Annotated in this window: 16 protein-coding genes and 1 pseudogene; 7 read left to right on the plus strand and 10 right to left on the minus strand. The window is 70.7% G+C overall.

Translation table 11 applies throughout. The features are described from left to right. Positions 1-19: 19 nt before the first annotated feature. Positions 20-979 (plus strand): LacI family DNA-binding transcriptional regulator, encoded by a 960-nt coding sequence (locus BW982_RS12170; protein WP_139327426.1) that lies wholly within the window; start codon positions 20-22, stop codon positions 977-979. A 6-nt stretch (positions 980-985) separates the two neighbouring features. On the opposite strand, the gene BW982_RS12175 is transcribed toward BW982_RS12170, so the two are convergent. From BW982_RS12175 to BW982_RS12200, 6 genes are all read right to left on the minus strand, one after another. Continuing rightward, complete coding sequence (locus BW982_RS12175) at positions 986-2,164, minus strand: Fic family protein (protein ID WP_076493501.1); 1,179 nt, start codon at positions 2,162-2,164, stop codon at positions 986-988. 198 nt (positions 2,165-2,362) lie between these two features. After that, positions 2,363-4,084, minus strand: a complete 1,722-nt coding sequence (locus BW982_RS12180; RefSeq protein WP_076493761.1) for a glycoside hydrolase family 35 protein — start codon at positions 4,082-4,084, stop codon at positions 2,363-2,365. A 14-nt stretch (positions 4,085-4,098) separates the two neighbouring features. Beyond that, positions 4,099-5,616, minus strand: coding sequence for an alpha-N-arabinofuranosidase (locus tag BW982_RS12185; protein WP_076493503.1), 1,518 nt, complete (start codon positions 5,614-5,616; stop codon positions 4,099-4,101). A gap of 75 nt (positions 5,617-5,691) precedes the next feature. Beyond that, positions 5,692-7,044, minus strand: a complete 1,353-nt coding sequence (locus BW982_RS12190; protein ID WP_139327427.1) for an ABC transporter substrate-binding protein — start codon at positions 7,042-7,044, stop codon at positions 5,692-5,694. Between the two features lie 82 nt (positions 7,045-7,126). After that, positions 7,127-7,936 carry a carbohydrate ABC transporter permease gene (locus BW982_RS12195; RefSeq protein ID WP_076493767.1) on the minus strand — a complete coding sequence of 270 codons (810 nt, stop codon included), beginning with the start codon at positions 7,934-7,936 and terminating at the stop codon, positions 7,127-7,129. A gap of 122 nt (positions 7,937-8,058) precedes the next feature. Continuing rightward, a complete protein-coding gene (locus BW982_RS12200; protein WP_076493505.1) occupies positions 8,059-8,982 on the minus strand; it encodes a carbohydrate ABC transporter permease in 924 nt (307 codons plus the stop codon). Between the two features lie 174 nt (positions 8,983-9,156). Between BW982_RS12200 and BW982_RS12205 the strand changes: the two genes are divergently transcribed. The 3 genes from BW982_RS12205 to BW982_RS12215 all read left to right on the plus strand — a co-directional run bounded on the left by BW982_RS12205 (position 9,157) and on the right by BW982_RS12215 (position 15,599). Beyond that, on the plus strand, positions 9,157-10,140 hold the full coding sequence (locus BW982_RS12205) for a LacI family DNA-binding transcriptional regulator (RefSeq protein WP_139327441.1): 984 nt from the start codon (positions 9,157-9,159) through the stop codon (positions 10,138-10,140). A 361-nt stretch (positions 10,141-10,501) separates the two neighbouring features. Further along, positions 10,502-14,371, plus strand: coding sequence for an RICIN domain-containing protein (locus tag BW982_RS12210; protein ID WP_083696683.1), 3,870 nt, complete (start codon positions 10,502-10,504; stop codon positions 14,369-14,371). 187 nt (positions 14,372-14,558) lie between these two features. After that, positions 14,559-15,599, plus strand: coding sequence for an NAD(P)-dependent alcohol dehydrogenase (locus BW982_RS12215; protein ID WP_076493510.1), 1,041 nt, complete (start codon positions 14,559-14,561; stop codon positions 15,597-15,599). Between the two features lie 214 nt (positions 15,600-15,813). Here the strand turns inward: BW982_RS12215 and pgm are convergent, their stop codons facing one another. Further along, positions 15,814-17,460, minus strand: a complete 1,647-nt coding sequence (gene pgm / locus BW982_RS12220; RefSeq protein WP_076493512.1) for a phosphoglucomutase (alpha-D-glucose-1,6-bisphosphate-dependent) — start codon at positions 17,458-17,460, stop codon at positions 15,814-15,816. An 89-nt stretch (positions 17,461-17,549) separates the two neighbouring features. Next, positions 17,550-18,473: a LysR family transcriptional regulator gene (locus BW982_RS12225; protein WP_076493514.1), complete on the minus strand. Its 924-nt coding sequence runs from the start codon at positions 18,471-18,473 to the stop codon at positions 17,550-17,552. A 72-nt stretch (positions 18,474-18,545) separates the two neighbouring features. Between BW982_RS12225 and BW982_RS12230 the strand changes: the two genes are divergently transcribed. The 3 genes and pseudogenes from BW982_RS12230 to BW982_RS18675 form a co-directional block, all read left to right on the plus strand. Then, positions 18,546-19,451, plus strand: a complete 906-nt coding sequence (locus tag BW982_RS12230; protein WP_076493516.1) for an EamA family transporter — start codon at positions 18,546-18,548, stop codon at positions 19,449-19,451. Positions 19,452-19,470: 19 nt separating this feature from the next. After that, entirely contained in the window at positions 19,471-20,109 is a 639-nt protein-coding gene (locus BW982_RS12235; protein WP_076493518.1) for a LuxR C-terminal-related transcriptional regulator, read from the plus strand. A 400-nt stretch (positions 20,110-20,509) separates the two neighbouring features. Further along, positions 20,510-21,220, plus strand: a pseudogene (locus BW982_RS18675) (sensor histidine kinase); the annotation flags it as partial. A gap of 998 nt (positions 21,221-22,218) precedes the next feature. On the opposite strand, the gene BW982_RS18680 reads toward BW982_RS18675, so the two are convergent. After that, positions 22,219-23,877: a chitinase gene (locus BW982_RS18680; protein ID WP_076493523.1), complete on the minus strand. Its 1,659-nt coding sequence runs from the start codon at positions 23,875-23,877 to the stop codon at positions 22,219-22,221. Beyond that, positions 23,874-25,943 (minus strand): glycosyltransferase family 2 protein, encoded by a 2,070-nt coding sequence (locus BW982_RS12250; RefSeq protein WP_076493525.1) that lies wholly within the window; start codon positions 25,941-25,943, stop codon positions 23,874-23,876. Before BW982_RS12250 ends, BW982_RS18680 begins: the two co-directional genes overlap by 4 nt. Between the last annotated feature and the right edge of the window lie 133 nt (positions 25,944-26,076).

Here is a 26,076-nt window from a genome sequence, read left to right on the forward strand (position 1 = left end):
TCAACACCGAGGGGGTGGCATGCGCGTATCGATGGCCGATGTGGCCGCAGCGGCCGGTGTTTCGGCGCAAACGGTGTCGCGCGTTGCCAACGGCAGTCCCCGTGTCGACCCCGCGACCCGTGCCCGCGTCGAGAAGGCGATGAGCGATCTCGGCTACCGCATGCACCGCGCAGCGCGAGCGCTCCGCACCGGACAGACCTCCACGATCGGACTCGTCGTGTCGACCCTGGCATCCGTGGGCAACTCCCGCATGCTGCAGGCGATCTCCGAGACCGCCGCCGCGCGCGACTACGCGCTCGCCGTCGTGAGCGTGGGGGAGCGCGGCATCCGCGACGCCTTCGCTCGCCTGCGCTCGCAGGGCGTGGACGGCGCGGTCGTGCTGAACGAGGCGACCGAGCTCGTGCGCGACATCGATCCGCCCGGCGACCTGCACCTCGTCGTCGTGGACTCCCCGCCCGACGACCGGTTCTCGATCGTCCAGACCGACCACGCCGGTGGTGCCCGCGCGGCCGTCGAGCACCTCCTCTCCCGCGGACACGACACCGTGCACCTCATCGCCGGGCCCGCGCGCTCGTTCGCCGCGACCGAGCGCGAGCGCGGGTGGCGCGAGGCCCTGGCCGACGCCGGTCGCCGCGTGCCCGACCTCGTGCGCGGCGACTGGACCTCGGCATCCGGTCATGCCGCTGCCCGCGCGCTCGACGGTGCCACTGCGGTCTTCGTCGCGAACGATCAGATGGCGCTCGGCGCTCTGCGCGCGTTCGCCGACGCCGGTCGCCGCGTCCCCGAGGACGTGGCGGTCGTCGGATTCGACGACATCGTGGATGCCGCCGAGTACCGCCCCCCGCTCACGACCGTCCGGCAGGACTTCGACGCCCTCGGCGCGCGCGCCGTCGCGGTGCTGGTCGACGCGATCGAGGGCGGCGCGCACACGGGCGAGACGGTGCCCGCGACGCTGGTCGTCCGCGACAGCGCTCGCTGACGGAGGTCAGGTCGCCTTCTGGCGGCGCCCCGCACGCTCGGCGAACCGATCGATCGCGGCCAGCACCTCGTCGCTGCGCCAGTACGGTCCGAGACGGTGCTCGGCTTTGGACTTCAGGATGCCGGCATCCACCAGCGACTGAAGGGGTGGATAGACGTTCGGTTGTCGAACGCCCAGGGCATCGGCAGCCGTTGCGGAGTCGACGACGGGGCGGGCGAGCAGGACGTCGAGCAGGCGCCAGGCATTGCTCGACTTCCGCGCATGAAGGCGGGTGTCCCAATCGTTCCGGATCGCGTCCAGTTCGCGGACGAGCTCGCGAGCGTTGGCGACGGCTCGCAGGGCGGCGTTGGCGAAGGCCGCGATGATGGGTGAAACGTCCCCCGCGCGGTAAGCCGTGAGCGCGCGATGGTACCCCTCGACGTCCGCGAGAAGCCCCGCCGAGACGGGAACGGCCACATTCCGGGTCGTGCCGCGATAGCGGAGCATCGCTTGCGCGAGCGCACGTCCGGTGCGACCGTTCCCGTCGCTGAACGGATGAATGGTTTCGAACTGCGCATGCGCGACGGCGACCGCGGTGAGGACAGGAATGTCCGTGCGTCGTGCGAATGCAAGCGCGTCCTCGATGAGGCCGACTATTCGCTCGTGCGATGGGCCGACGAACTCCGCGCCGACGGGTGAATCCGAGCGAGTGCCGATCCACACGGCCTCATCCCGGAATCGCCCAGGAGTGTGGCGAGGCTGGTCGTGGAGGAGGACGGCGTGCATCTGGAGGATCGCCGTGGTCGAGATCTGTTCGGCAAGATCCAGGGCTGTCGCCATCGCGCGCGTGTTCGCCGCGATCTCGATCGCATGCCGACTTCGGGTGGCGCCGAGTTCGGCGCTGAAGATGGCTCGTGCGCTGGCGGTCAGATTCTCGATCTGGGAGGACGAAGCCGCTTCGGAGCGAAGCAGGACGGGGGCGAAGGTCGAGATGCGGTGGCCGAGTTCGGCGTCGAATCGGCTCAGCTCCTGAGCGGCCAGATCGGCGAGAGCGCTCGTTTCCGGAACCGGTGCGGGAAGAAGACTCGCGATCCTCGAGGGAATGGCCGCGCGGTAGCGTTGCGGGCCTCTCGACATCGTCATCGCCGACGGTTCCCACAGGAGGTCTTCACTCCCGATGGGCGGCCATGAGTCCGACGCGGTCATAAAGCCCCCTTCGCTCTTTATGCGGTAGTAACTTTACTCATAAAAATCCCAACCGGCATTATGAGTACCGGGTCGCCGACTCTTCTCGCTCCACGGCGGGCGAACCTCCGGCGCGAAAACAGGCGCCGCAACGGGAACAGGCCGATCTTCGCGTGATCGGCCTGTTCTCGGGCTTGATGCCTGGTGCGGGAACGCGCTCTACTCCTCGAGCTGCCCCAGCTCCGGCTGCGCGACGAAGCGCGCGACGAGCTCGACGGCCTGCTCCAGTTCGAGCACGACGATCTCGTTCGCGCCCGCGCGCAGCACCGGCGCGGGGACGTAGAGCGTCTGCTGCGGCACGTTCCGCCAGTACCGCCCGAGGAAGAAGCCGTTCACGAACGCGAAGCCCTTGCCCCACGCCGCGGTGTCGAGGAACAGGTCGGCGACCGAGTCGAGCTCGAAGCTCCCGCGCAGGATCACCCGTCCGACGGCTCCCGCGCCGGTCCCGGTGGCGGCGGCGAGGTCGATCGGCGTCGCGGTCCAGTCCGTCAGCGGCGCGCCGTCGAGCGTCGCCCCCCCGATCAGGCCCTTCTGCTCGCCGAGGCGGTGTCCGTAGTTCACGCGGCCCTGGTCCTCGACGAGCACGGTGAGCGTGGCCCCCGCGGGGATCGCGAGCGCGCGCTCGTGCAGCGTGCGGGAGAGGCGTCCGACGAACGCCCCGTCGACGTGCACCCACGCGAGGTCGCGGACCTCGCCGAACGCGAGCACGGCGCGGTCCGCAGAGGACGCGGGCAGCGCGACGTCGTACCGCACCAGGGCCCCGAGGTGTCCGAGCTCCTCGAACGTCGCGGGCGCGTCGGAGACGGAACCGGTGGATGCCGGCATCCAGTCGCCCTCGCCCGAGAGCGCCACCTCGAACACCGGCGCGTCCGGCCGCGGCGAGGGCTCGAGATCGGGCACGGCGGCGTACTTCGCGATGACGTCGCGGAACGCGTGGAACTTCGCCGTCGGGTGGCCCGACTCGTCGATCGGGGCGTCGTAGTCGTACGACGTCACGATGGGGTCGAAGCGGCCCTTGTCGTTGGCGCCGTTGGTGGCGCCGAAGTTCGTGCCGCCGTGCACCATGTAGATGTTCACCGAGGCGCCCGCCGCGAGCAGGACGTCGAGGTCGTGGGCGGAGGCCGCGGGGTCGGTGGTGTGGTGGATGCTGCCCCACCAGTCGAACCAGCCGTCCCAGAACTCCGAGCACATCAGCGGACCGGTGGGCTGATGCTCGCGCAGCGTCTCGAGGCGTTCGGCCGAGCGCGAGCCGAACGAGCCCGTAAGGTGCAGCTCGGGGAGGCTGCCGTTCTCGAGCATCCACGGCATCGGCTGGTCGACGGTCGTCAGCGGCACCGTGATCCCGGCGTCGCGGGTGACGCGCACGAGCTCGCGCAGGTAGTCCTTGTCGGAGCCGTACGCGCCGTACTCGTTCTCGATCTGCACCAGCACGACGTTGCCGCCGCGGTCGATCTGGCGCGGCGCGACGATCTCGTACACGCGCTCCAGGTACTCCGTCACCGCGGCGAGGTACTGCGGTTCCGAGCGGCGCAGTCCGATGCCCGGGGTGGAGGTCAGCCAGACCGGCAGGCCGCCGTTGTGCCACTCGGCGCAGATATAGGGGCCTGGCCGGACGATGGCGTGCAGACCCTCGGCGGCGACGAGGTCGAGGAAGCGTCCGAGGTCGTTCCAGCCCGTGGCATCCCATTCGCCGCGTACCGGCTCGTGCGCGTTCCACGCGACGTACGTCTCGATGGTGTTGAGCCCCATCGCCTTCGCCGTGCGGATGCGGTCGGCCCAGTGCTCGGGGTGGATGCGGAAGTAGTGCAGCGTCCCGGAGATGACCTGGAAGGGCTGCCCGTCCAGCAGGAAGTCGGTCTCGCCGATGGTGAAGGTCGTCACGATGTCTTTCGGGATCACAGGGCCAGCTGCACGCGGACGCGCGCCCAGGCGAGCGGGGGCAGGGTGAAGCGCAGGATGCCGTCGACCACGTCGACCGCGAGCGGTGCGGGCGCCACGGGTTCGGCGTCGGCGGAGTTCGTCGTGTTGCGGTCGCCGCCGTCGGGGATCGTGATCACGACGGCGTCGGCGGATGCCACGGGCCCGAGGTCGAGTTCGATCTCCGTCGCCGCGTCGAGCGCGCGGTGGGCGAGGAACACGTGGGCGGTGTCGCCGTCGACCGTGGCGATCGCATCGACGGCGTCGACGTCGCCGTGACGGGCGGTGGAGATCCGGGCGCCCTCGACGTCGACCGGCACGACCCGGCCGGTCGCGGCCTCGGCCGTCAGGCGGAAGGGGTGGAACGTCGTCTGCCGCCACGCGGGTCCGCCGTCGGGCTCCGTGCGGATGGGCGCGATGACGTTCACCAGCTGCGCGAGGTTCGCCATCGACACGCGGTCCGCGCGCCGGAGCAGGGTGATGAGCAGCGACCCGACGACGACGGCGTCGGTGACGGTGTAGTCGTCCTCGATGAGGCGCGGCGCGATCGGCCAGTCGCCCGTGAAGACGCGGGGCTTGTCGACCTCGTTCCAGCGCGTCTGGTTCCACACGTTCCACTCGTCGACGCTGATGCCGATCGGAGTGCCCTGGGGGGTCGTGGCACCGACCTCGTCGATGATGTCGGCGACCTCGCCGATGTAGCGGTCGAGGGCGGCGCCGCTGGCGAGGAAGCTCTGCGGGTCGGCGGGGTCTTCCTCGTAATAGGCGTGCACCGAGATGTGGTCGACGAGACCCGCGGTGTGCCGCAGCACCGTCCGCTCCCACTCGCCGAACGTCGGCATCTCGTGGTTCGAGCTGCCCGCGGCGACGAGCTCGACGGTCGGGTCGATGAAGCGCATCATGCGCGCGGACTCGGCGGCGAGGCGCCCGTACTCGTCGGCGGTCTTGTGGCCGATCTGCCACGGCCCGTCCATCTCGTTGCCCAGGCACCAGAGCCGGATGCCGAACGGCTCGTCGCGGCCGTTCGCGCGCCGGCGCTCGCTCAGCGCGGTGCCGGAGGGGTGGTTCGCGTACTCGAGCAGGTCGGCCGCGTCGGCGACGCCGCGCGTGCCGAGGTTCACGGCCTCCATGACCTCGAGGCCCGCGGCATCCGCCCACTCGGCGAACTCGTGCAGCCCCACCTGGTTGGTCTCGGTGCTGTGCCACGCGGCATCCAGCCGCACCGGACGATCCGCGCGCGGACCGACACCGTCCTCCCAGCGGTAGCCCGAGACGAAGTTCCCGCCGGGGTAGCGCACCACCGTCGCGCCGAGCTCGCGCACGAGGGCGAGCACGTCGGCACGGAAGCCGGCTTCATCCGCCGTCGCGTGTCCGGGCGAATGGATGCCGTCGTACACGCACCGGCCCATGTGCTCGACGAACGTGCCGAACAGGCGGCGCGGAACCTCGGCTCCGGGTCGGTGGGGGTCCAGCGTGATGCGGGTGGGGGAGGTCATGCGGGCTCTCCTGGAGCGGGAAGGGAAGGGGCGGGCCGCTCGCTCGTGCGCTGCGACCCGCCCCCGATCATCGGCTTACTTGTTGACGCTGAAGCCCTGGTCGTTGCCGTACTGGACCAGCTGGTCCTGCCACGTCGACAGACCCTCGTTCAGGTCGCCCTTGGTGGCGTAGGCCTGACCCACGGTGTCGCCGTAGATGCTGTTGGCGTACACCTGGAAGGGCAGGTAGCTCCAGCCCTTCACCACGTCGCTCGACGCCTGCGTGAGGACCTGGTTGATCTGCTGGCCGCCGAAGTAGTCCGACTTCTTGTCGACGAAGGCGGGGTCGCTCAGCTGCGCCGTCGTGGAGGGGAAGCCGCCCGACTCCGCGAAGATCGTGAGGCTCTCGTCGTCGTTGTTGAGCCACTTGAGGAAGCCCGCGGCCAGCGCGGGGTTCTTGCTCTGCTTGGTCACGGCCTGTCCGCCGCCGCCGTTCTCGGCCGTCGCGGCCTTGCCGTCGTACGTCGGGATCGGGGCCACGGCCCACTTGCCCGCGCCGTCCTTCACGGAGGACTCGAGGACACCCGGCATCCAGGCGCCGATGACGAGCGAGGCGATCGAGCCGTCACCGAGGCCCTTGAACCACTCGTCGCTCCAGCTGGGGGTGTCGGACAGCAGACCGCCGTCGATGAGACGGTTCCAGTTGTCGGCGAACTTCTTCGAGCCCGCGTCCTGCAGGTCGATCGTGACGTTCGTGCCGTCGGCCTTGAACGGGGTGCCGCCGGCCTGCCAGATCATGCTGGTGGTGAAGCCGGAGTCGCCCGTGTCGGCGGTGATGTACTTCGTCGGGTCGGCGGCGTGCAGCTTCTGCGCGGCCGCGTAGTACTCGTCCCACGTCGTCGGGACGGCGATGCCGTACTGGTCGAAGACGGACTTGTTGTAGAACAGGGCCATGGGGCCCGAGTCCTGCGGCAGGCCGTAGATCTTGCCGTCGAAGTCGACCGCACCCCACGGGCCCGGGGCGTAGGCGCTCTCGAGGTCGCCGAAGCCGTAGGGCGCGAGGTCGAGCAGCGAGTCCGACAGCGCGAACTGCGGGAAGGCGTAGTACTCGATCTGCACGACGTCGGGGGCGCCCGAGCCGGCCTTGATCGCGTTCTGGAGCTTGGTGTACTCCTCGGTGTTGGTGCCCGCGTTGACGAGGTTGACCTTCACATTGGGGTACTTCTTCTGGAAGGCCGCGACCTGCGCCTCGGCCGAGGGCGTCCACGACCAGTACGTGATCTCGCCGCCCTCCTGGAGCGCCTTCTCGATGTCGTTGGCGCTTCCGCCGTTGCTGCCGCCGCCCGTGCTGCCGCCGGAGCAGGCGGTCAGTGCGCCCACCGTGAGCGCGGTCGCGGCCAGAGCGAAGACGGTCCGCCGTACGGCGGTGCCCTTGCGCATGAATGTCATCGGGATTCCTTCACTTCGTTGTTGTGGATGGTGTTGCGTGGTTCCGGGGCAGGACGCTCCGGTTTCGGGAGGAGATCTTGGGTCACTGCTTGACGCTTCCGGCGCTGAGGCCGGACTGCCAGAAGCGCTGCAGGACGAGGAACGCGGCGACGATCGGGATGATCGAGAGCAGAGCGCCGGTGATCACGAGGTTGTAGATCGGCTGGGCGCCGACGCCGGTGGCCTGCGCGTTCCACTGGTTGAGACCGACGGTCAGCGGGTACCAGGCCGGGTCGCTGAGCATGATGAGCGGGAGGAAGTAGTTGTTCCAGGTCGCGACGACCGCGAACAGCAGCACCGTGACGATGCCGGGCGTCAGCAGCCGGATCGAGATCGTGAAGAACGTGCGGAACTCGCCCGCGCCGTCCATGCGCGCGGCCTCCAGCAGCTCGGTGGGGATGGCATCCGTCGCGTACACCCAGATGAGATACAGACCGAACGGGCTGATGAGCGACGGGATGATGATCGCCCAGGGGGTGTTCGTGAGGCCGAGCTGGCTGAAGAGCAGGAAGGTCGGGACGGCGAGCGCCGTGCCGGGCACCGCGATCGCGCCGAGCACGACCGCGAAGACGGCCTTGCGACCCCGGAAGTTGTACTTGGCGAGACCGTAGCCGGCGAGGGTCGCCAGCAGCGTCGCCCCACCGGCGCCGACGACGACGTAGAGCAGGGTGTTGCCGAGCCAGCGCAGGAAGATGCCGTCGCGGTAGGTCAGCGTCTGGGCGATGTTGTCGCCCAGGGCGAAGCTGTCCCCGAACCAGAGGCCGAACGTCGAGAAGAGGTCGGGCTGGGTCTTGGTCGCGTTGATGACGAGCCAGAACAGCGGCACGAGCGTGTACAGGAGGTACAGCGCCATGACGATGCTGAGGACGATCGACTTCTTGCTCTGCGTGGGCGACGTGCGGGCGAAGCCGCGGCGCGAGCGCGAACGGGAGGTGGTCACGGCCACGGTGTCGGTGCGGGGTGCGGTCGCGGTGGTCATCGCGCCTCCTGACGAGAGCCGCGCAGCTGCACGACGTAAGCGATGACGGCGGTGATGACGCCCATGATGATCGCGACCGTGGCCGCGTAGTTGTACTGCTGGCCCGCGAACGACAGGTTGTAGGCGTACATGTTCGGCGTGAAGAACGTGGTGATGGTGTTCGGCGCCAGGGGCTTGAGGATGTTGGGCTCGTTGAACAGCTGGAAGCTGCCGATGATCGAGAAGATCGTGGCGATGACGACCGCGCCGCGCACGGCGGGGATCTTGATCGAGAAGATCGTGCGCCAGGCTCCGGCTCCGTCGATGGATGCCGCTTCGTACAGCTCGCCCGGGATGGTCTTCAGCGACGAGTAGAAGATCAGCATGTTGTAGCCGACGAACTGCCAGGTGACGATGTTGCCGATCGAGACCAGCATCCACTCGGGCACGAAGGGCTGGATGAACGAGCCGCCGAGCAGGTCGTTGAGGTTGCGGGTGAGGCCGAACTGGTCGCCGTAGATGTACCCCCACATGAGCACCGCCACCACGGCCGGAACGGCGTAGGGGAGGAAGATCACGATGCGGTAGAAGCCGGCGGCGTGGAGCCTGGCGCTGTCGATCGCGAGCGCGGCGGCGAGCGCCAGCAGGAGCATGACGGGCACCTGCACGACGAGGAACAGCGAGACGCGGCCGAGGCCGTCCCAGAACTTCCCGTCGCCGAAGACGGCGATGTAGTTGGCGAAGCCGACGAACGCGTTGCCGCCGACCAGCTGATCGCGGAAGACGCTCAGGTAGAGCGAGTACGCCAGGGGCGCGAGGAAGACCAGCGCGAAGACGATGGCGAAGGGGGCGACGAACAGCCAGCCGCGGTCGTCGATACGGGCGCGTCGCTTACGGCGCGGGGGGCGCAGAGCGGGCGGGGGTGCCGCGGTGGTCGTCATCGTCCGGATGCCTCTTCATTGGTGCGCAACGCGGACGGGTTGCCGCGATGTTGACGTAAACATAACTCCCGTCCCGCTAGCATGTCAACGTCAACATCCGAGGAGGCAGACGTGAGCGAGACGACGACGGTGTCGACCGCGGCGGGGGGTCGCGGGCGACGACGGGAAGTCTCGATGGCCGATGTCGCTGCGGCGGCGGGGGTCTCGGGGCAGACCGTGTCGCGCGTGGCGAACGATCGCTCCAACGTCGATCCTGACACGCGGCAGCGCGTGCTCGATGCGATGGCCTCCCTGGGCTACCGGCCGAACAGTGCCGCACGGGCCCTGCGATCCGGGCGCTTCCGCAGCATCGGCGTGATCATGTTCTCGCTGAGCTCCTACGGCAACACGCGCACGCTCGACGCGCTGGCGTCGGTGGCTGCGGCATCCGGGTACTCCATCACGCTCATCACGGTGCAGTCCGCCTCGCAGTCCGACGTGTCGGGGGCGTTCCTTCGACTCCACGAGCACGCCGTCGACGGGATCGTGATCCTCATCGAGACGCACCGCCTCGGTGAGAACGAACTCTCCATCCCCTCCGGGCTGCCGGTCGTCGTCGTCGACTCGAGCGCCGACTACCCGTACGCGGTCGTCGACAACGACCAGGCGCAGGGCGCGCGCCTGGCCACGGAGCACCTGCTCGACCTCGGCCACGAGACCGTGTGGCACGTGTCGGGCCCGCCGGAGTCCTTCGCGGCCGAGCGTCGGCGCGACGCTTGGCGCGCCGCCCTCGAGGAACGCGGATGCCGCGTGCCGCCGGTGCAGATCGGTGACTGGACGGCCGAGTCGGGGCACCGCATCGGCGCGGAGCTCGCACGCGACCCGGCGGTGACGGCGGTCTTCGCGGCCAACGACCAGATGGCCCTCGGGGTGATCCGCGCGCTGCACGAGGCCGGGCGCGCCGTGCCCGGTGAGATCAGCGTCGTCGGCTTCGACGACATGCCCGAGTCGGCGAACTTCTGGCCTCCTCTGACGACTGTGAGCCAGCGGTTCGAGCGTGTCGGCGAAGAGGCGATGAGCGCTCTGATCGCCGACATCGAAGGCTCGGGCAGCGAGCACACGCGCACTCTCGTGCCCACCTCCCTCGTGGTGCGCGAGAGCTCCGGCCCGCGCGCCTGACGGCTCCCGTCTGCGCGCTCGACGTGCGCGGCTCCCGCGTGCGTGCGCGAGGGGCGGTGTGCGCTCGGGCGGCTGCTGAGCGGAGGGGATGCGGCGGGCGGAGGGCCGGATCGGCGGCATCCGTCCTCCCTTCGCCGAATCTCCTCCGCCGGGCGCGCGGATTCGGTGCGGCGCGGGGCCCGGGATGCCGCGGGGCGCGCGCGACGCAGCCCCGCGCAGGACGACCGCGCGGGATGCCTGGCCGGAGCAGCGGTTGTATCGCGACCCCGGGCTCCGCTAAGTTCGATGTTGACGTCAACATGTTGACGTCAACATCTCCCCTCCTCAAGGGCCGCGACGCTGCGGCCGGATCGGAATGACGATGAAGTCAGCTCGACTGCTGTCGATGACCTGCGCGGTCGCCCTGGCGGCCGGTGGACTCGCCGCGACCGCGGCCCCCGCGGCGGCGGTGGCAGCGCCGAACGCGACGGTGCGCATCACCCCCAACCCCGCGACCGCGGCCGACCCGTTCGAGGGGTGGGGAACGAGCCTCGTGTGGTTCGCCAACGCCACCGGCAACTATCCCGCCGACGTGCGCCAGAAGCTCTACGACGCGGTGTTCGGCGAGGACGGCCTGAACCTCAACATCGCCAGGTACAACATCGGCGGCGGCAATGCGTCGGACGTGCCGGACTACCTGCGTCCCGGGGGCGCGGTGCCCGGATTCTGGAACCCCGACCTGCAGGCGAGCGACGACCAGGGCGCCATCACCTCGAACTACGCCGACCGTGCGCGGTACAAGGCCGCGTGGAACCCCGACGACCCGAACGCCTATGACTTCGACGCCGACTCCGCCCAGCGGTGGTGGATCGATGCGCTCAAGGGCAAGATCACCCACTGGGAGGCGTTCAGCAACTCGCCGCCCTACTTCCTCACTCAGAGCGGCTACGTCTCCGGCGGCATCAACAACGCCACGAGCGAGCAGCTCGCCCCCGCCGACATGGACAAGTTCGCGGGCTACCTCGTGAATGTCGTCGACGAGCTCGAGAAGCAGCACGGCGTGAAGTTCGACACGATCGACCCGTTCAACGAGCCGAACACGAACTACTGGCAGACCCAGATCCCGAACGGGGCGCAGTGGCCGACCGGCGGACGCCAGGAGGGTGCGCACATCGGCCCGCAGGCGCAGGATGCCATGGTCAAGGCGCTCGCGGCCCGCCTCGCGCAGCCGGGGACGACGACGGATGCCGTGATCTCGGCGATGGACGAGACGAACCCCGGGATCTTCGCCTCGAACTGGAACACCTGGTCGGCGCAGTCCAAGAGCCTCGTCGACCAGCTCAACGTGCACACCTACGGCACCAGCGGACGCCAGGTCGTCCGCGACATCGCCAAGGCCGCCGACAAGCCCCTGTGGATGAGCGAGGTCGAGGGCAACTGGACGGCCGGCGGCTTCACGACCAACGACATCAACAACGGCATCGGAATGGCCGAGCACATCGTGGGCGACCTCCGCGAGCTCGAGCCGACCGCCTGGGTGTTCTGGCAGCCCGTCGAAGACCTCTACAACATGCAGAAGGTCGAGAACCTCAACTGGGGCAGTGTCTACATCGACTTCGACTGCAACGCCGAGGGCAAGTCGCTGCGGCGCATCGCCGACGGTGAGGCCGACCCCTCCTGCAAGGTGCTGACGAACGAGAAGTACAACACCGTCCGGAACTTCACGCACTACATCCACCCGGGCGACCGCCTCATGGCCACCGACAACGCGCAGTCCACCGCGGCCGTCGACGCCGACGGTCAGGGCGCGACGATCGTGCACGTGAACGGCGACGACTCCGCCAAGACGGTGCAGATCGACCTGAGCGACTTCGGGACGATCGCACCCGGGGCCACGGTCACCCCCATCGTGACCACCCAGTCGACGGTCGACCAGCCGACGGTCAACGCCCTGAAGGAGGGTGCGAAGGTGGCCGTGGACGCGGCATCCCGGACCGCCACCGTCACCGTCCCGGCGAAGTCGGTCACGACGTTCGTGATCGACGGCGTGTCGGGCGTCTCGCAGGACGCTGCAGCGTTCCGTGACGGCGAGTCGGTGCAGCTCACGGGCCTGCAGAGCGGCCTCGCGCTCGACGCCTCGTCGGGTCTGGCGATCCGTGCCACCGCCACGACGGCCGACGCCGCCCGGGCGCAGACCTGGACCGTGCGCACGATCGACGGCGAGGGCACCAACCGCCACCGCTTCACGCTCCAGAACGGGGCGGGCAAGTTCCTGGCATCCAGCAACGGGGGCACCGCTCTCGTCGACGCCGATCCGACCGCGGCCGCGGGCGACCCCGCGACGCAGTGGATGGCCTCGACCACGGACGGTGAGTACTACTCGCTGCTGAACGTCGCCGCCGAGCGCGTCCTCGATGTGAACCAGGCCAGCACGACTCCCGGCGCGACCGTGGGGCTGTGGACGTCCAACGGCGGGGGCAACCAGCAGTGGCGCATCGCGACGACGCGCATCCTGGGCACCGAGCCCGTTTCGGTGGCGACCGCGGTCGACGTCGCCCCGCAGCTGCCGTCTCGAGCCGTGGTCCGGTACGCCGGCAACACGCTCCGTGCCGCTGACGTCACCTGGCAGCTCGACGGGGCCGACTGGTCGCGACCCGGCACCGTGCAGGTGCGCGGTACGGGCACCGACCTCTTCGGTACGGAGTTCGAGGCCACGGCGACCGTCGAGGTCGGTGCCTTCACGGCGACGCGACCGGTCTCGGTGACGGTTCCGGTGGGCAGCGCCCTCGATGTCGTGAAGGGCCTCGCCGACCGCGACGTCCCGGCCGAGCTGACGCCGTCGGGCGGCGGGTACCGGGTGCCGGTGGAGTGGACGTGGGGCGACCTGACGGATGCCGCCTTCTCCTCGCCGGGAACGGTGACTGTCGCGGGCGTCGCCACGGGTCCCACCGGTGAGCGTCTCGACGCGAAGCTGACGGTCATCGTCACGGCCGCGACCGAGAACAACGTCGCCCCGCAGAGCGCTCCCTCGGCGACCTACACCGAGTCGGGCTACCCCGCCAGCAACACCATCAACGGCATCGCGACCGACAAGGGATGGTCGAACTGGCGAGGCGGCACCAAGAACGACCAGGACACTCTGAGCTACGCGCTCGCGAAGCGCGAGACCCTCACGCGCGTCGCCGTCCAGTTCTACAAGGACGGCAGCAGCATGAGCTGGCCGGCGACGATGCGCGTCGATCACCGACTGAGCGGCGGCGAGTGGGTGCAGGGCGACCTCATCACCGTGCCGACCCCGTCCAGCGGTGCTCCCCTGGTCGAGGTGCCCGTGACGGGTGCCGCCGACGAGGTGCGGGTCGTGATGAACGCCCGGTCGCAGACGCACATGATCGTGTCCGAGGTGTCGATCTACGCGGCTTCGGCATCGCCCGCGGGCATCGCCGATCTGGCACGTCTGACGGTCGGCGACCAGCCCGTCGAGGGCTTCGACCCGAAGGTCTTCGACTACACCGTCTCGTCGACGGGGTCCGCCTGGCCCGAACTACACGCCCTCGCCGTCGACGAGGATGCCGCGGTCCGGATCACCCAGCCGGGTGCCGGGTCCGAGACGGCGCGCGCCGCCGGTGACGCGGGCTCCGTCCGGGTCACGGCTCCCGACGGCACCGAGCAGACCTACACGGTGACGGTCGAGCGCGCGGTCGGCATCGAGACGCCGACCCTCGCGGGCGAGCCGCGCGTCGGTTCGACGGTGCGGGCGACGGCCGTCACCGATCCCGCCGACGCCGCGCTGGCGTTCGTGTGGCTTCGCGACGGTTCGCCGATCCCGGATGCCACGGCGGACGCCTATGCGCTGACCGCCGCCGACGAGGGGCGGGAGATCTCGGTCGAGGTCACGGCGTCCGCCGAGGGCTTCACGTCCGGATCCGCGCGCTCCGCGGCCATCGTCCCGGCAGCGGCGCCGGTCGACCCGGGCACCGGGGGCGGCGACGGGTCGGGCAACGGCAACGGCAACGGCAACGGTGGCGGTTCCGGGACGGGCAACGGCTCGGGCAACGGTGACACCGGTGCGGGCTCGTCGGCCGGGTCGGGCTCGAACGGCTCGTCCACGAGCACGACGGCGGGCGATCTCGCCGTGACGGGTCTGCAGTCGGAGGGCATCGCCGTGCTGGCGGCCGGAGCCGGTCTGCTCCTCCTCCTGGGCGGTCTGGTGCTGTGGCGCCGTCGCCGGGGAGCCGGCTCCACCGAGGGCTGACCCCACCGGATCACGCGGCCGCGTCGATCGCCCCCGGGCGTCGGCGCGGCCGCGTCGTTCGCGCGGGACTCGCGCGTGGGCGCCCGTGGCATCCCGTATCCGAAACGCACATCCGTGCAACCCCGCCCTCTCCCGCCCGCCGGCGCGGAAAGATGGACGAGTTCGATTCCCCTCCCCGAGGAGCCCCATGCACGTCAACGCCTACGCGGCGTCGTCCGCGACCTCCCCCCTCGAGCCCACGACGATCGAGCGTCGTGACGTGGGCCCGAAGGATGTCCTCATCGACATCGCCTACGCCGGCATCTGCCACTCCGACATCCACACCATCCGCGGCGAGTGGGGCGAGGTGCCCTACCCGCTCACCGTCGGCCACGAGATCGTCGGCACGGTCGCCGAGGTCGGCGCCGACGTCACGAAGCACAAGATCGGCGACCGGGTCGGCGTGGGCTGCATGGTCAACTCGTGCCGTGAGTGCGAGAACTGCCTCGCCGGCGAGGAGCAGTACTGCCTCAACGGCAACACCGGCACCTACGCCGCCATCGACCGCGACGGCACGGTCACCCAGGGCGGCTACTCGCAGAAGATCGTCGTCGACCAGGACTTCGTGCTCCGCGTGCCCGAGTCGATCCCGTACGAGAAGGCCGCGCCGCTGCTGTGCGCCGGCATCACCACCTACTCGCCGCTGAACCACTGGAACGCCGGCCCCGGCAAGAAGGTCGCGGTCGTGGGCCTCGGCGGTCTCGGTCACATGGCCGTGAAGATCGCGCACGCGATGGGCGCCGAGGTCACGGTGCTGTCGCAGACGCTGAGCAAGAAGGACGACGGCCTCGCGATGGGCGCCGACCACTACTACGCCACGAAGGACGACGAGACCTTCACCGCGCTGAAGAACACCTTCGACCTCATCGTCAACACCGTCAGCGCACCGCTCGAGCTGAAGAAGTACCTCGGGCTGCTGACGCTCAACGGCACGATGGTCAACGTCGGCGCCCCGCCGGAGCCGCTCCCGATCCAGGTGTTCACGCTGTTCACCAACCGCCGTTCGTTCGCCGGGTCGTCGATCGGCGGCATCCGCGAGACCCAGGAGATGCTCGACTTCTGCGCCGAGAAGGGCATCGCGCCCGAGGTCGAGGTCATCTCCGCCGAGCAGATCAACGAGGCCTACGAGCGGGTGCTGAAGAGCGACGTGCGCTACCGCTTCGTGATCGACGCCGCGACCCTCGCCTGATCCTGGATGCCACGAGGCCCCGGCGTTCTCCGGAACGTCGGGGCCTTCGTGTGTCTCGGCTGCGATGCGCCGCGTCCCGTGGTGTCGCCGCGTCCCGCGGTGCCGCAGGCCGTGGCATCCCGCCGCCCCTCCACCGATAAACGCTGATCCCGGCGAGAAACGACGCGGCGTGCCGTGTCTCGTCGGGAATCGCGTTTATCGCGAAACCAGGGCGTCAGGCGCCGCCGAGCGCGGCCGAGACCACGGCCCGCGCCTCTTCCTGCACCGCGCGCAGGTGCTCCTCGCCGCGGAGCGACTCGGCGTACAGCTTGTAGACGTCTTCGGTGCCGGAGGGGCGGGCGGCGAACCATGCGGACTCGGTCTGCACCTTGAGGCCGCCGATCGCGGCGCCGTTGCCCGGCGCGTGCGACAGCTTCGCGACGATCGGCTCGCCCGCGAGCTCGGTGGCGGTCACGGCATCCGGCGAGAGCTTCGACAGCGTCGCCTTCTGCGCGGGCGTGGCGGGGGCGTCGACGCGCTGGTAGGCCGAGGCGCCGAACTCGGCCTCGAGTTCGGCGTACCGCTGCGACGGCGTCTTGCCGGTGACGGCGAGGATCTCGGCCGCGAGCAGGCACAGCAGGATGCCGTCCTTGTCGGTGGTCCAGACGGTGCCGTCCTTGCGGAGGAACGAGGCACCCGCGGACTCTTCGCCGCCGAACGCGACCGAGCCGTCGAGCAGCCCCGGGACGAACCACTTGAAGCCCACGGGCACTTCGAGCAGCGTCTTGCCGAGAGCGGATGCCACGCGGTCGATGATCATCGACGAGACGAGCGTCTTGCCCACCGCGGCATCCGTCGGCCATCCCTGGCGGTGCGAGAAGAGGTAGTCGATCGCGACGGCGAGGTAGTGGTTGGGGTTCATCAACCCCGCGTCGGGGGTGACGATGCCGTGCCGGTCGGCGTCCGCGTCGTTGCCGGTGAGGATGTCGTAGTCGGCGCGCGCGGCCACGAGCGAGGCCATGGCCGACGGCGACGAGGGATCCATGCGGATCTTCTCGTCCCAGTCCAGCGTCATGAACTTCCACGTCGGGTCGACCTCGGGGTTCACGACGGTGAGGTCGAGGCCGTACACCTCGGCGATGAGCGCCCAGTACTCCACCGAGGCACCGCCCAGCGGGTCGGCGCCGATGCGGACGCCCGCGTTCTTGATGGCATCCACGTCGATGATGGATGCCAGATCCCGCACGTACGCGTCACGGAAGTCGTACTGCCCGAGGCCGTCGAGGTCGATGTCGGCGTGGCGGGTGCGCTTCACGCCGTCCAGGCCCGCGGCGATGAGCTCGTTGGCGCGGTCGGCGATCCAGCCCGTCGCGTCGGTGTCGGCGGGGCCGCCGTGCGGCGGGTTGTACTTGAAGCCGCCGTCGCGGGGCGGGTTGTGCGACGGGGTGACGACGATGCCGTCGGCGCGGCCCGCGTCGGAGGCGTCGCGGCCACGGTTGTAGGTGAGGATCGCGTGGCTGAGGGCGGGGGTCGGCACCCACGAGTCGCGCGAGTCGACGCGCACGTCCACGCCGTTCGCGACGAGCACCTCGATGGCGCTGCGCTCTGCGGGCAGCGACAGCCCGTGGGTGTCGCGCCCGAGGAACAGCGGGCCGGCGATGCCCTGCGCCGCGCGGTAGTCGACGATCGCCTGGGTGGTGGCGAGGATGTGGTCCTCGTTGAAACTCGTGCTCAGCGAGGATCCCCGGTGGCCGCTGGTGCCGAAGGCGACGCGCTGCTCGGGAACCGTGGCATCCGGTTTGCGGTCGTAGTAGGCGGCGATCAGTTCGTCGATGTCGATGAGATCGGACGCCTCGGCGGGCTGTCCTGCGCGACTGCTCATGCGGACAGTCTGCCCGCTGCGCGGCCGTCGTGCACACGCGCCGGCGCAAGGGATGCCGCGAATGTGCCCAGACCGGGGGATGCCGCAGGTCAGCGAGCCCCTTCGAGCGCCGCGCCGCGCTCGCGCAGAGCGGAGAGTGTCGCGCGCAGCGCGGGGGAATCGGCCTGCGAACGTCGGTGGACGGCGACGACGTCGCGGGTGGAGGCGGGGTCGACGGTCGGGATCGCGACGAGATCGGGGCCGAGGGGCGCGCGTCCGAGTCGCGGGACGAGAGCGACGACCGCACCGGTGCGCGCCAGTTCGAGATGGTTCTCGAACTCCATCGATTCGTACACGACCCGGGGCGCGTTGCCGATGCCGTCGAACAGGCGGCGCAGCCACTGTCGGCAGATCGTCGTCTCGAAGGTCGCGACCCATGCCTGATCGGCGAGGTCGCGCGGGTGCAGGACGTGACGGTCGGCGAGCGGGTGGTCGCGGTGCAGCACGATGTCGGCGACGTCGGTGAACAGCGGGGTCACGACGATGTTGTCGGGGATCGCGAGGGCCACCCCGCCCCATTGGTGGGCGATGCCGAGGTCGCGTTGGCCGGACGCGATGAGCGCGACGGTCTCCCACGGTTCGCTTTCGCGCACGAGGAGCCGCAGGTCGGGGTGCGTCCGGGCCAGGTCGACGAGCAGCGGTGCGAGGAGCCCCCGCACCACGGTCGAGAAGGCGGCGATGCGGACCTCCCCGCTGACGGATCCGTCATCCGGCGCGCTCGCCTGCAGGTCGGAGCGGAGCCGCTCCAGCTCGGCGAGGATCGGCGTCGAGCCGACGACGAGCTGCGTGCCCGCGTCGGTCAGCGCGACCCCCCGCCCCACGCGTTCGAGCAGAGCGACCCCCGTCTCGCGCTCGAGGCGCTTGATCTGCTGCGAGACCGCCGACGGGGTGAAGCCGAGCACGGCGGCGGCCGCGGACACGCTGCCCTCGCGGGCGACGGTCCGCAGGGAGCGGACGGCCTCCAGATCGATCATGAAGCAAAGCTACTGCTTTTCGTGAAGAAACATTCGCTGGTGCTTCATCGGCGGACGCGCTGGACTGAACCCGTGAGTCGTCGTGACATGATCCTGGCCGCCGCGGTGGCCTCCGCCTGGGGCTTCAACTTCCTCGTCATCGACTGGGGGATGCCGGGCATCCCGCCGCTGCTGTTCGTCGCGATCCGCTTCGCCGTCGTCGCGGCGTTCGCCGTCGTGGTGCCCCGGCCGGTGGCATCCTGGAGCACGATCGTGGGCGTCGGGCTGTTCATGAGCCTCGGGCAGTTCGGGCTGCTGTACACCTCGCTCGCGCTCGGTCTCCAGCCGGGTCTCGCGGCACTGCTGCTGCAGGCGCAGGCGGTGTTCACCGTCGTGATCGCCGCCGGCGTGCTCCGCGAGCGGCCGACGCCCGGTCAGACGGCGGGCGTCGCGATCGGGGTCGCGGGCCTCGCCGCCGTCGCCCTCGGCCGCGGGGGGAATGCGCCCGCCCTCGCCGTGGTGCTCGCGCTCGCCGCGGCGCTGTCGTGGGCCGTCGGCAACGTCATCTCTCGGCGGGCGGGGGTCGTCGCGGGGCGCGGCCGCCTCGGCGCCCTGTCGCTCACGGTGTGGTCGGCGCTCGTGGTGCCGGTTCCGGCGCTGGTGCTCGCGTTCGCCGTCGAGGGGCCGTCTGCGATCACCGCCGGCCTCGCGTCGTTCGGCTGGTCGGCCGCGCTGTCGACGCTGTACACCGCAGGCCTCTGCACACTCGCCGGCTACGCGATCTTCAACGGCCTGCTGGCGCGCAATCCGTCCGCGGCGGTCGTCCCCTGGGTGCTCCTCGCGCCGGTGGTCGCCATGGTCTCGGCGGCCCTCCTGCTCGGCCAGATCCCGGCGCCCGCCGAAGTGATCGGGGGAGTGCTGCTCGTGGGCGGCGTCCTGGTGACGACGGTCGGTGTCCGATTGCGTCATGTGTCACCGGCGGGTGCGCAGGATGGATAAAGTCTGACCGGGAGGGCCGGTGAAACGCGTCGCACTCGTCGATGACCACGACTTGGTCGGCCTCGCCCTGCGCAACCTCCTCGACGGCTCCGCGCAGCTCGCCTTCACCCGTCACGAGCAGACCGTCCCCGCCATGACGCGGCACGTCCGCGACGCGGACCTCGTCCTGCTCGACCTCAGCCTGCGCGACGGCAGTACTCCGCAGGACAACGTCGAGGCTCTGCGCCGATGGGGAACGCACGTCCTCGTGCTCACCTCGGCCGAGAACCCCTTCCTCGTCCGGGAGGCCTCCCGTACCGCCGCCCTGGGGATCGCGCGGAAGTCGCTCCCGGGGAACGATCTGCTCGCCGCGATCCTCGAGGCCGCCGACGGGCACCACGTGCCGACGACCGAGTGGGCGTCCGCGCTCGACTCCGACCCGGGACTCACCGCCGCACCTCTGACCGAGCGCGAGCGTGAGGTGCTGTCGCTCTACGCCTCCGGCATGGGGGCCCGCGAGGTCGCCGCGGCCCTGTGGGTGAGCGAGAACACCGTGAACGACCACCTTCGGCGGATCAAGGGTGTCTACCAGCGGCTCGGCCGTCCGGCCCCGAACAAGGTCGACCTCTACCGCCGGGGCATCGAGGACGGGTTCCTCCCGGTGCCGCGCCGTGACTGAGCCGCGCGTCGAGTCCGCCGTCGAGGCGACGCGGCGGGCGCTGCTGCTCGGGGTGGCGGTGTCGATCCTCGCCTCCGCCGCCGTCGCCGTCCTGGTCGTGTCCACCGTCAATGAAGCGACGGCTCCGGCGTGGTGGTCGGCGTGGATGGTCGGCGGGTTCGGTGCGCTCACGCTCGCCGGTGGTGTCGCCGCGATCATGGGCGCGACCGCGGGGCGACGGGTCTCCCGGATCGCGGCCGTCGCGTTCGCGGCCGCCGTCGTGGTCTATCCCTTCGCGGGCTTCGCCGTGATGGATGCCGGAAGCTCCGGCACCGTCCCGTGGCTGCTCACCGCGGTCTCGGCGCCGTCACTGGCGATCCTCGTGGCCGGCGGGTGGCGGTGGACGGCGGCGTTCCTCTCGATGTGGACGGTCGTCATCGTCCTGTCCCGCAGCGTTCTCGGCGGCTACTCGCTCACCGGACTCGCCAACGACACCCAGGCCCTGCTCTCCGCCGTGACCACGTGCGCCGTGGCCGACATCGCCCTGCGCACGGCCGTTCACGTCGATCGCGCGGCCGTGCGCGCGGCGGCGGCGGCGGTGGTCGAGGCGGGGGAGCGCGCGCGGTTGTCGGCCCGATCCCGCGCCGCCGCGTTCGTGCACGACGAGGTCCTCGCGGCATTGCGCGGGGTCGCCGACGCGACGCCCGGGTCGGAGGATGCCGTCCTCCACCAGGCGGCCCGCGCCACCGCGTCGGTGCGGGCGCATCCGCCGTCGTCCGACCTCGTCGCGCGTGTCACGGCGCTCGCCGAGGAGGCCGGGGCGCGGGTCCGCGCGGAGCGCCCCCCGGGCGCGGCGACGTGCTCGCCGGAGGTCACCGATGCCCTCGTCGCCGCGACCGCTCAGGCTCTCGACAACGCCCGTCGGCACGCCCCGGGCGCCGATGTGAGGGTGACGATCTCCGTCGAGCCGGCGGGAGGACGCATCGAGGTCGCCGACGACGGCCCGGGCTTCACTCCCGAGAACGTGCGCGCCAACCGCCTGGGACTCGCCATGACGGTCCTCGGCGTGCCGGCCGAGATTCCGGGGATGCGGGCGGAGGTCGAGAGCGCGCCCGGCGGGGGCACGCGGGTACGGCTTCGTTGGGCGGCCGACGAGCCTCCCGTCCCGACCTCCTCGACACCTCCGGGGTGGACGGTCCGCACGCGCGAAGGCCTGGTGGGGGCGATCTTCGTCGTCACGCAGACGGCGGTGGGTCTTGCCGCGGCGTTCCAAGCCGGGATCGGCGGGGCGGGGGTGGTGTCTCTGGCGATGCTCGCGATCCTGCTCGTCCTCACCGCGATCGTGGGGCGTGCTCGTGACGGGGTCTCGCGTCTGCGTGCGCTGGCCATCGTCATGGTATTGAGCGGGTGCGTCGCGGTCGGGATCTCCAGCATCCCGGCGCCGATCAGCTACGGATCGGCGTGGTTCGTGACCGCGTCGGCGTTCGTCGCGGTCGCCCTCGCCCTGCGGGACCGCGGCGGAGTCGCCCTGATCGGCGGGGGCATGCTGCTCGCGCTCCTGGCGGCCGACGCGGTCGTGCGCAGCGCCGATCTGCAGCAGATGCTGGGGATCGGCACCCGCGTCGCGACCATGGTGGGCCTCAGCGTTGTGTTCGTCGCGGTGCTCCGTCGACTGCGGGCCTCGGCGGCCGCGCAAGCCGAGGCCCGCGTCGGGTCGGCCCGTCGTGCCGCCTGGGACGCCGCGGCGCACGCCGAGCTCGTGGCCCACCTCACCGAGGTCGACGTGTACGCCCGGCCGCTCCTGGAGCACGTCGTGCGCGTCGGGACGGTCACCGATGACGACCGTCGCCATGCGCGGGCGATCGAGGGGCGCCTCCGCGACGGCTATCGCGCCGGCCGCCTGCACGGACACGGGATCGCGGATGCCGCGATGCAGGCGCGGCTGCGCGGCGTCGACGTCGTCCTGCTCGACGACGGCGGCTCCCCCGGACGCGCGGAGACCTGGGTGCCGGACTTCGCCGCGGTCGTGCGCGTTCGATTGGAGACGGCAGAGCACCGGGTCGTCGTGCGGGTGCTGCCGCCCGGGCGTCTCGCGCTCGCCCACGTCGTCGCCGACGGGCGCCTGACGACCTACCCCGCCGCGGGTGCCGGTTGCGCGCCGACGCGCCCCGCGGGCCCGCCGCTCACCGCCACCCCGCCCGCCGCGGGCGCGTCGCCCGCTGCGGAGGCGTCGCCCGCGGAGGCGTCGCCCGCGGCGGGGTCGGCCGTGCCCTCGATCGGTGTCCACGGCGAGTAGTCGCGGTCGAGGATCGAACGGGCCGGGTTCTGGCCGCGCGACCACCACTTGGCCTCGTACCCGGTGCCGTCGACCATCACGCGGTCGCCCTGGTTGTAGAGGGTCGTGGCATCCCATTCCGGATACGTGTTCGCGGGGAGCTGCGGCAGTCGGAAGGGCTGATCGGATGCCAGCACCGGACCGATGTAGCTCCAGGCGGCCGCCCCGGTGTCGAGCGTCGGATCGTCGGGCGCGTTCCCGCCCTGGTTCCACCATTTCGCGACGTACACGGAGCCGTGCCAGACCACCTTCACCCCGGCCGAGTAGAACGTGGTCGAGTTCCAGATCGGGTACGGGCTGGTCTTCGGGTCGTCTTCGAGGATCGGCGGATCGGTCTCGACGCTCGCGTGGGCCACCCGCCCGAGGTACCCGTTCGACAGAACCCCGGCGAACGTCTCGTCGCCCTGGTCGATGCCGCTGCAGCGCGTCGAGACCGTCCCCGTGAAGGGGTAGTTCGGTCCGCACGTGTGGTCGCGGTTGATCGACCACATCGACAGGCGCGCGATCCCGCGTTCACTCGCGAAGGCCGCGAACGCCCGGGCGTCATCGAGGGTGAACGTCTCCGTCGGGACGTCGTTGAGTCCGATCATCGGGGTCGCACCCATCAGCTCCCACACCCCTCCGGGCGGAAGGTCCAGGCCCGCGTCGTCCCACAGAGTGCGGAGCTGCGAGGCCGTGGCATCCAGGGCGTGCGTCGAGATGTCGACGAGATTCTTCGGATCCTGGATGCCGTAGTTCATCGTCATGGCGTTGACCCCGGCCAGCTTCACCCCCGCGCGGAGCATGCCGGCGATGAGGTCCCGACCATCGGTGGTGAGGCCGTCGGGGGCGACGGGGAGCGTGAGCCAGACGGCGAGGGGGTGGTCCGCCGGTCGGGCGCCCTGCAGGCGGGCGATCGCGTTGGCGCGTCGCGACCACGACGACCGGTCGGCGAGGGTCTTGCCCTCGATGTCGAGGTCGATCGTGTCGATGCCGTAGCGGTCGACGACCGCGCCGTACGCCTTCGCGGCATCCACGGAGGTCGTGCACGCGACGGCCAGATCGGTGTTGATCGCGCCCCCGAACGAGACCGTCACGGGATGCCCCTCCCGGCGCATCCGTTCGATCCGACGGTCCAGGTCGAAGCGGGTCGCGGCGTCGTCGAGCGTGTACGTCTTGCCCCACGTCGGGGTGCAGTCGGTGTCGCCGGCGGCGACCACGAACGCCAGGACCGCGCCACCCGGTGCCGCGGCGAGCTCGTCGTCCGCCAGCTCCGCACCCTGGTCCAGGGTCACGTCGTAGTACCCGGCGTACCACCGCTGGTCCACCGGTGTGCCCGTAGCGCCGAACGAGATCGGGGGAGCGACCGCGGCGACACCGACCGCGACGAGCCCGAGGCCCCCGAGCACACTGACGGCGAGGCGGAGCCACGACACCCGGCGTCCGCCGAAGCGTGTCCGCGGCCGGGCGCTCATGCGCTCACCGGCTCGATCAGGCCGTCGTCGAGCACGCGGCGCCATGCCGGCACCGTCGTGTCGGCCGCGGCGGCGGGACGGCGATCGGTCGGCACCCAGATCCATTCCAGCCACCCGTTCCACAGGTCCGACACCGCGGCCCGCATCCCGATCAGCCGGATCAGCGCCTCTCCCACGCAGACGGCGGTGAAGACGGCGAAGGCCGCCGCGATCCACGACCCGCCCTGGATCGAGCGGACCGCCACGACCACGGCCCCTCCGGCGATGATCAGCGGGGCGGCGATGAGGAGGGCGCCCGCGGGTGTCCGGTCGCCCTGCTTCGGCGTGCGGGCGAAGGCGACGCGCTGTCCCGTGAAGGCCTGAGCGATCGAGCCCGCGGTCCCGGCGATGTTCACGGCCACCAACAACAGGTTCAAGCCGTAGACGCCGAAGATGTCGCGCCGCCGGTACCCGAGGACGCGGAGGTCGTGGGCCATCTCGATGAAGTACGGGAGAGCCATGACCATCAGCGTGACGCTGACCAACTCGCCGTTGAGGGGGACCACGGTCAGCAGGATGATGAGCGCCGCGGTCACCCAGGCGATCGAGCCGAGGTAATTGGCCCGCAACAGGATCTCGGACAGACGCATCGGGTGCCCCGCGGCACGTCGGGCCACAGCCGTCCGCCAGAGAGCCGACAGCACGAGCAGCCCACCGTTGGCCCATCGCCGTCGCTGAACCGCCAGGGTGCCGAAGTCGGGCGGGGTGGAGCTGTAGCTCAACCGCTCGGGATAGTTCACGAGCGTCCACCCGTCGGCGATGACGTCGATGCTGGACTCGGTGTCCTCGATGACGGTGCGTCCGCGGATGAAACGGACGACGTCGCGGCCGTCCACGGCCTCCACCGTGCGCAGATCCTCGAGCAGGGCCCAGCGGATGACGGCGTTCGCCCCCACCCAGAACGTGGCGTCGAAGGCCGTCAGGCCCTGGTGCACGATGTGCTGGACATCGGTGGTCGCGCCCGCGAGGCGTTCGAGGCTGCTGCGCCGACCGCGATACGCGGAGTACGGGGTCTGAATGATCCCCACGCGTTCGTTGCCCGGCTGTTCCAGGGCGTAGACCAGGCGGGCCGCGTATTCGGGCAGCAGGATCGAGTCGGCATCGAGCGTGATCACGGCGTCGCAGCTCGGGACGTCGAGGGTGTGCGGGACGCCGTCGAGGTCGTGCAGCTCGTGCACGCCGCCGACGAGGGCCAGGTAGGCGTTGAGGTTGGCCGCCTTCGTCGGCTCGTGCGACGGTTCGCGGAAGCGCTTGCGCTCGAACACCGTCACCTCGGCGCTGAAGATCCGCACCAGGCGGTGCGCCAGCGAACGGACTCGAGCGGGACTCAACGCCTGGTCGCCGTCGTCATCCGCTTCGTCGAGGGCGGCGGCCATCGCGCCCAGCTCGTCGGCGAGGGACTCCAGGACACTCTCGGCGAAGAACGTCTCGACGTGCCCGTCGCGCGGTTCCACGTCGGCCCTGCTGCGGACCCACCAGGATGCCATGTGGTAGGCGGCGGCCACGGCACTGCGAGCCTCGGTCACGGAATCCGTCCCGGTGCGCTCGAACGCCTCACGGGCGAGCTCGAGGGGGCCGGACAGCTCCAGGCTGATCTCGTCGATGATCGCCCGGGTGCGGGCGAGTCGGTCGACGATCTCGGGGTCGTCGCTCGGAGGGTCGTCGAGGAGCAGCACGACGCGGAGGTCGGGGACCTCCTGCAGAGCGACCGACCACAGCGCCATCCGGACGTAGGCGGGATCCTCTCCGTAGGAGGGCAGGAGCGCGAGGACGCGGAGGTCGTCCCGGTCGAAGCGCTCGTCGATGTCCGCGCGTCGCGCCCGACGATGCGCCGCCATGCGCGGCAGCGCGCCGACACGGGCGAGGAGATACATGCTCGACGAGAAGGTCAGGGCGGCCACCGAGACGAGGAAGACCACCGTCCCGATCAAGTGCCACGTGTCCGTGAGGGCGTCGCCGCGGGAGAGCGTGACCACGACCGTCGTCATGTAGAGGAGCCAGAGTCCGACGGTGGCCACGAGCGCCACGCGCGACCGGACGATCGTCGCGGGCGAAGGCCGGGGGTGCAGAGCTCCGGGCGTGGGGTCGAGCGGGCCTCTCGGGCGACGTCGACGCGGAGTTTTCGGGCGGGCACGTTTCATCGGTGATCGGGCTCCTTGC

The sequence above is a fragment of the Microbacterium sp. RURRCA19A genome (assembly GCF_900156455.1).
In the GTDB taxonomy this organism is placed as follows: domain Bacteria; phylum Actinomycetota; class Actinomycetes; order Actinomycetales; family Microbacteriaceae; genus Microbacterium.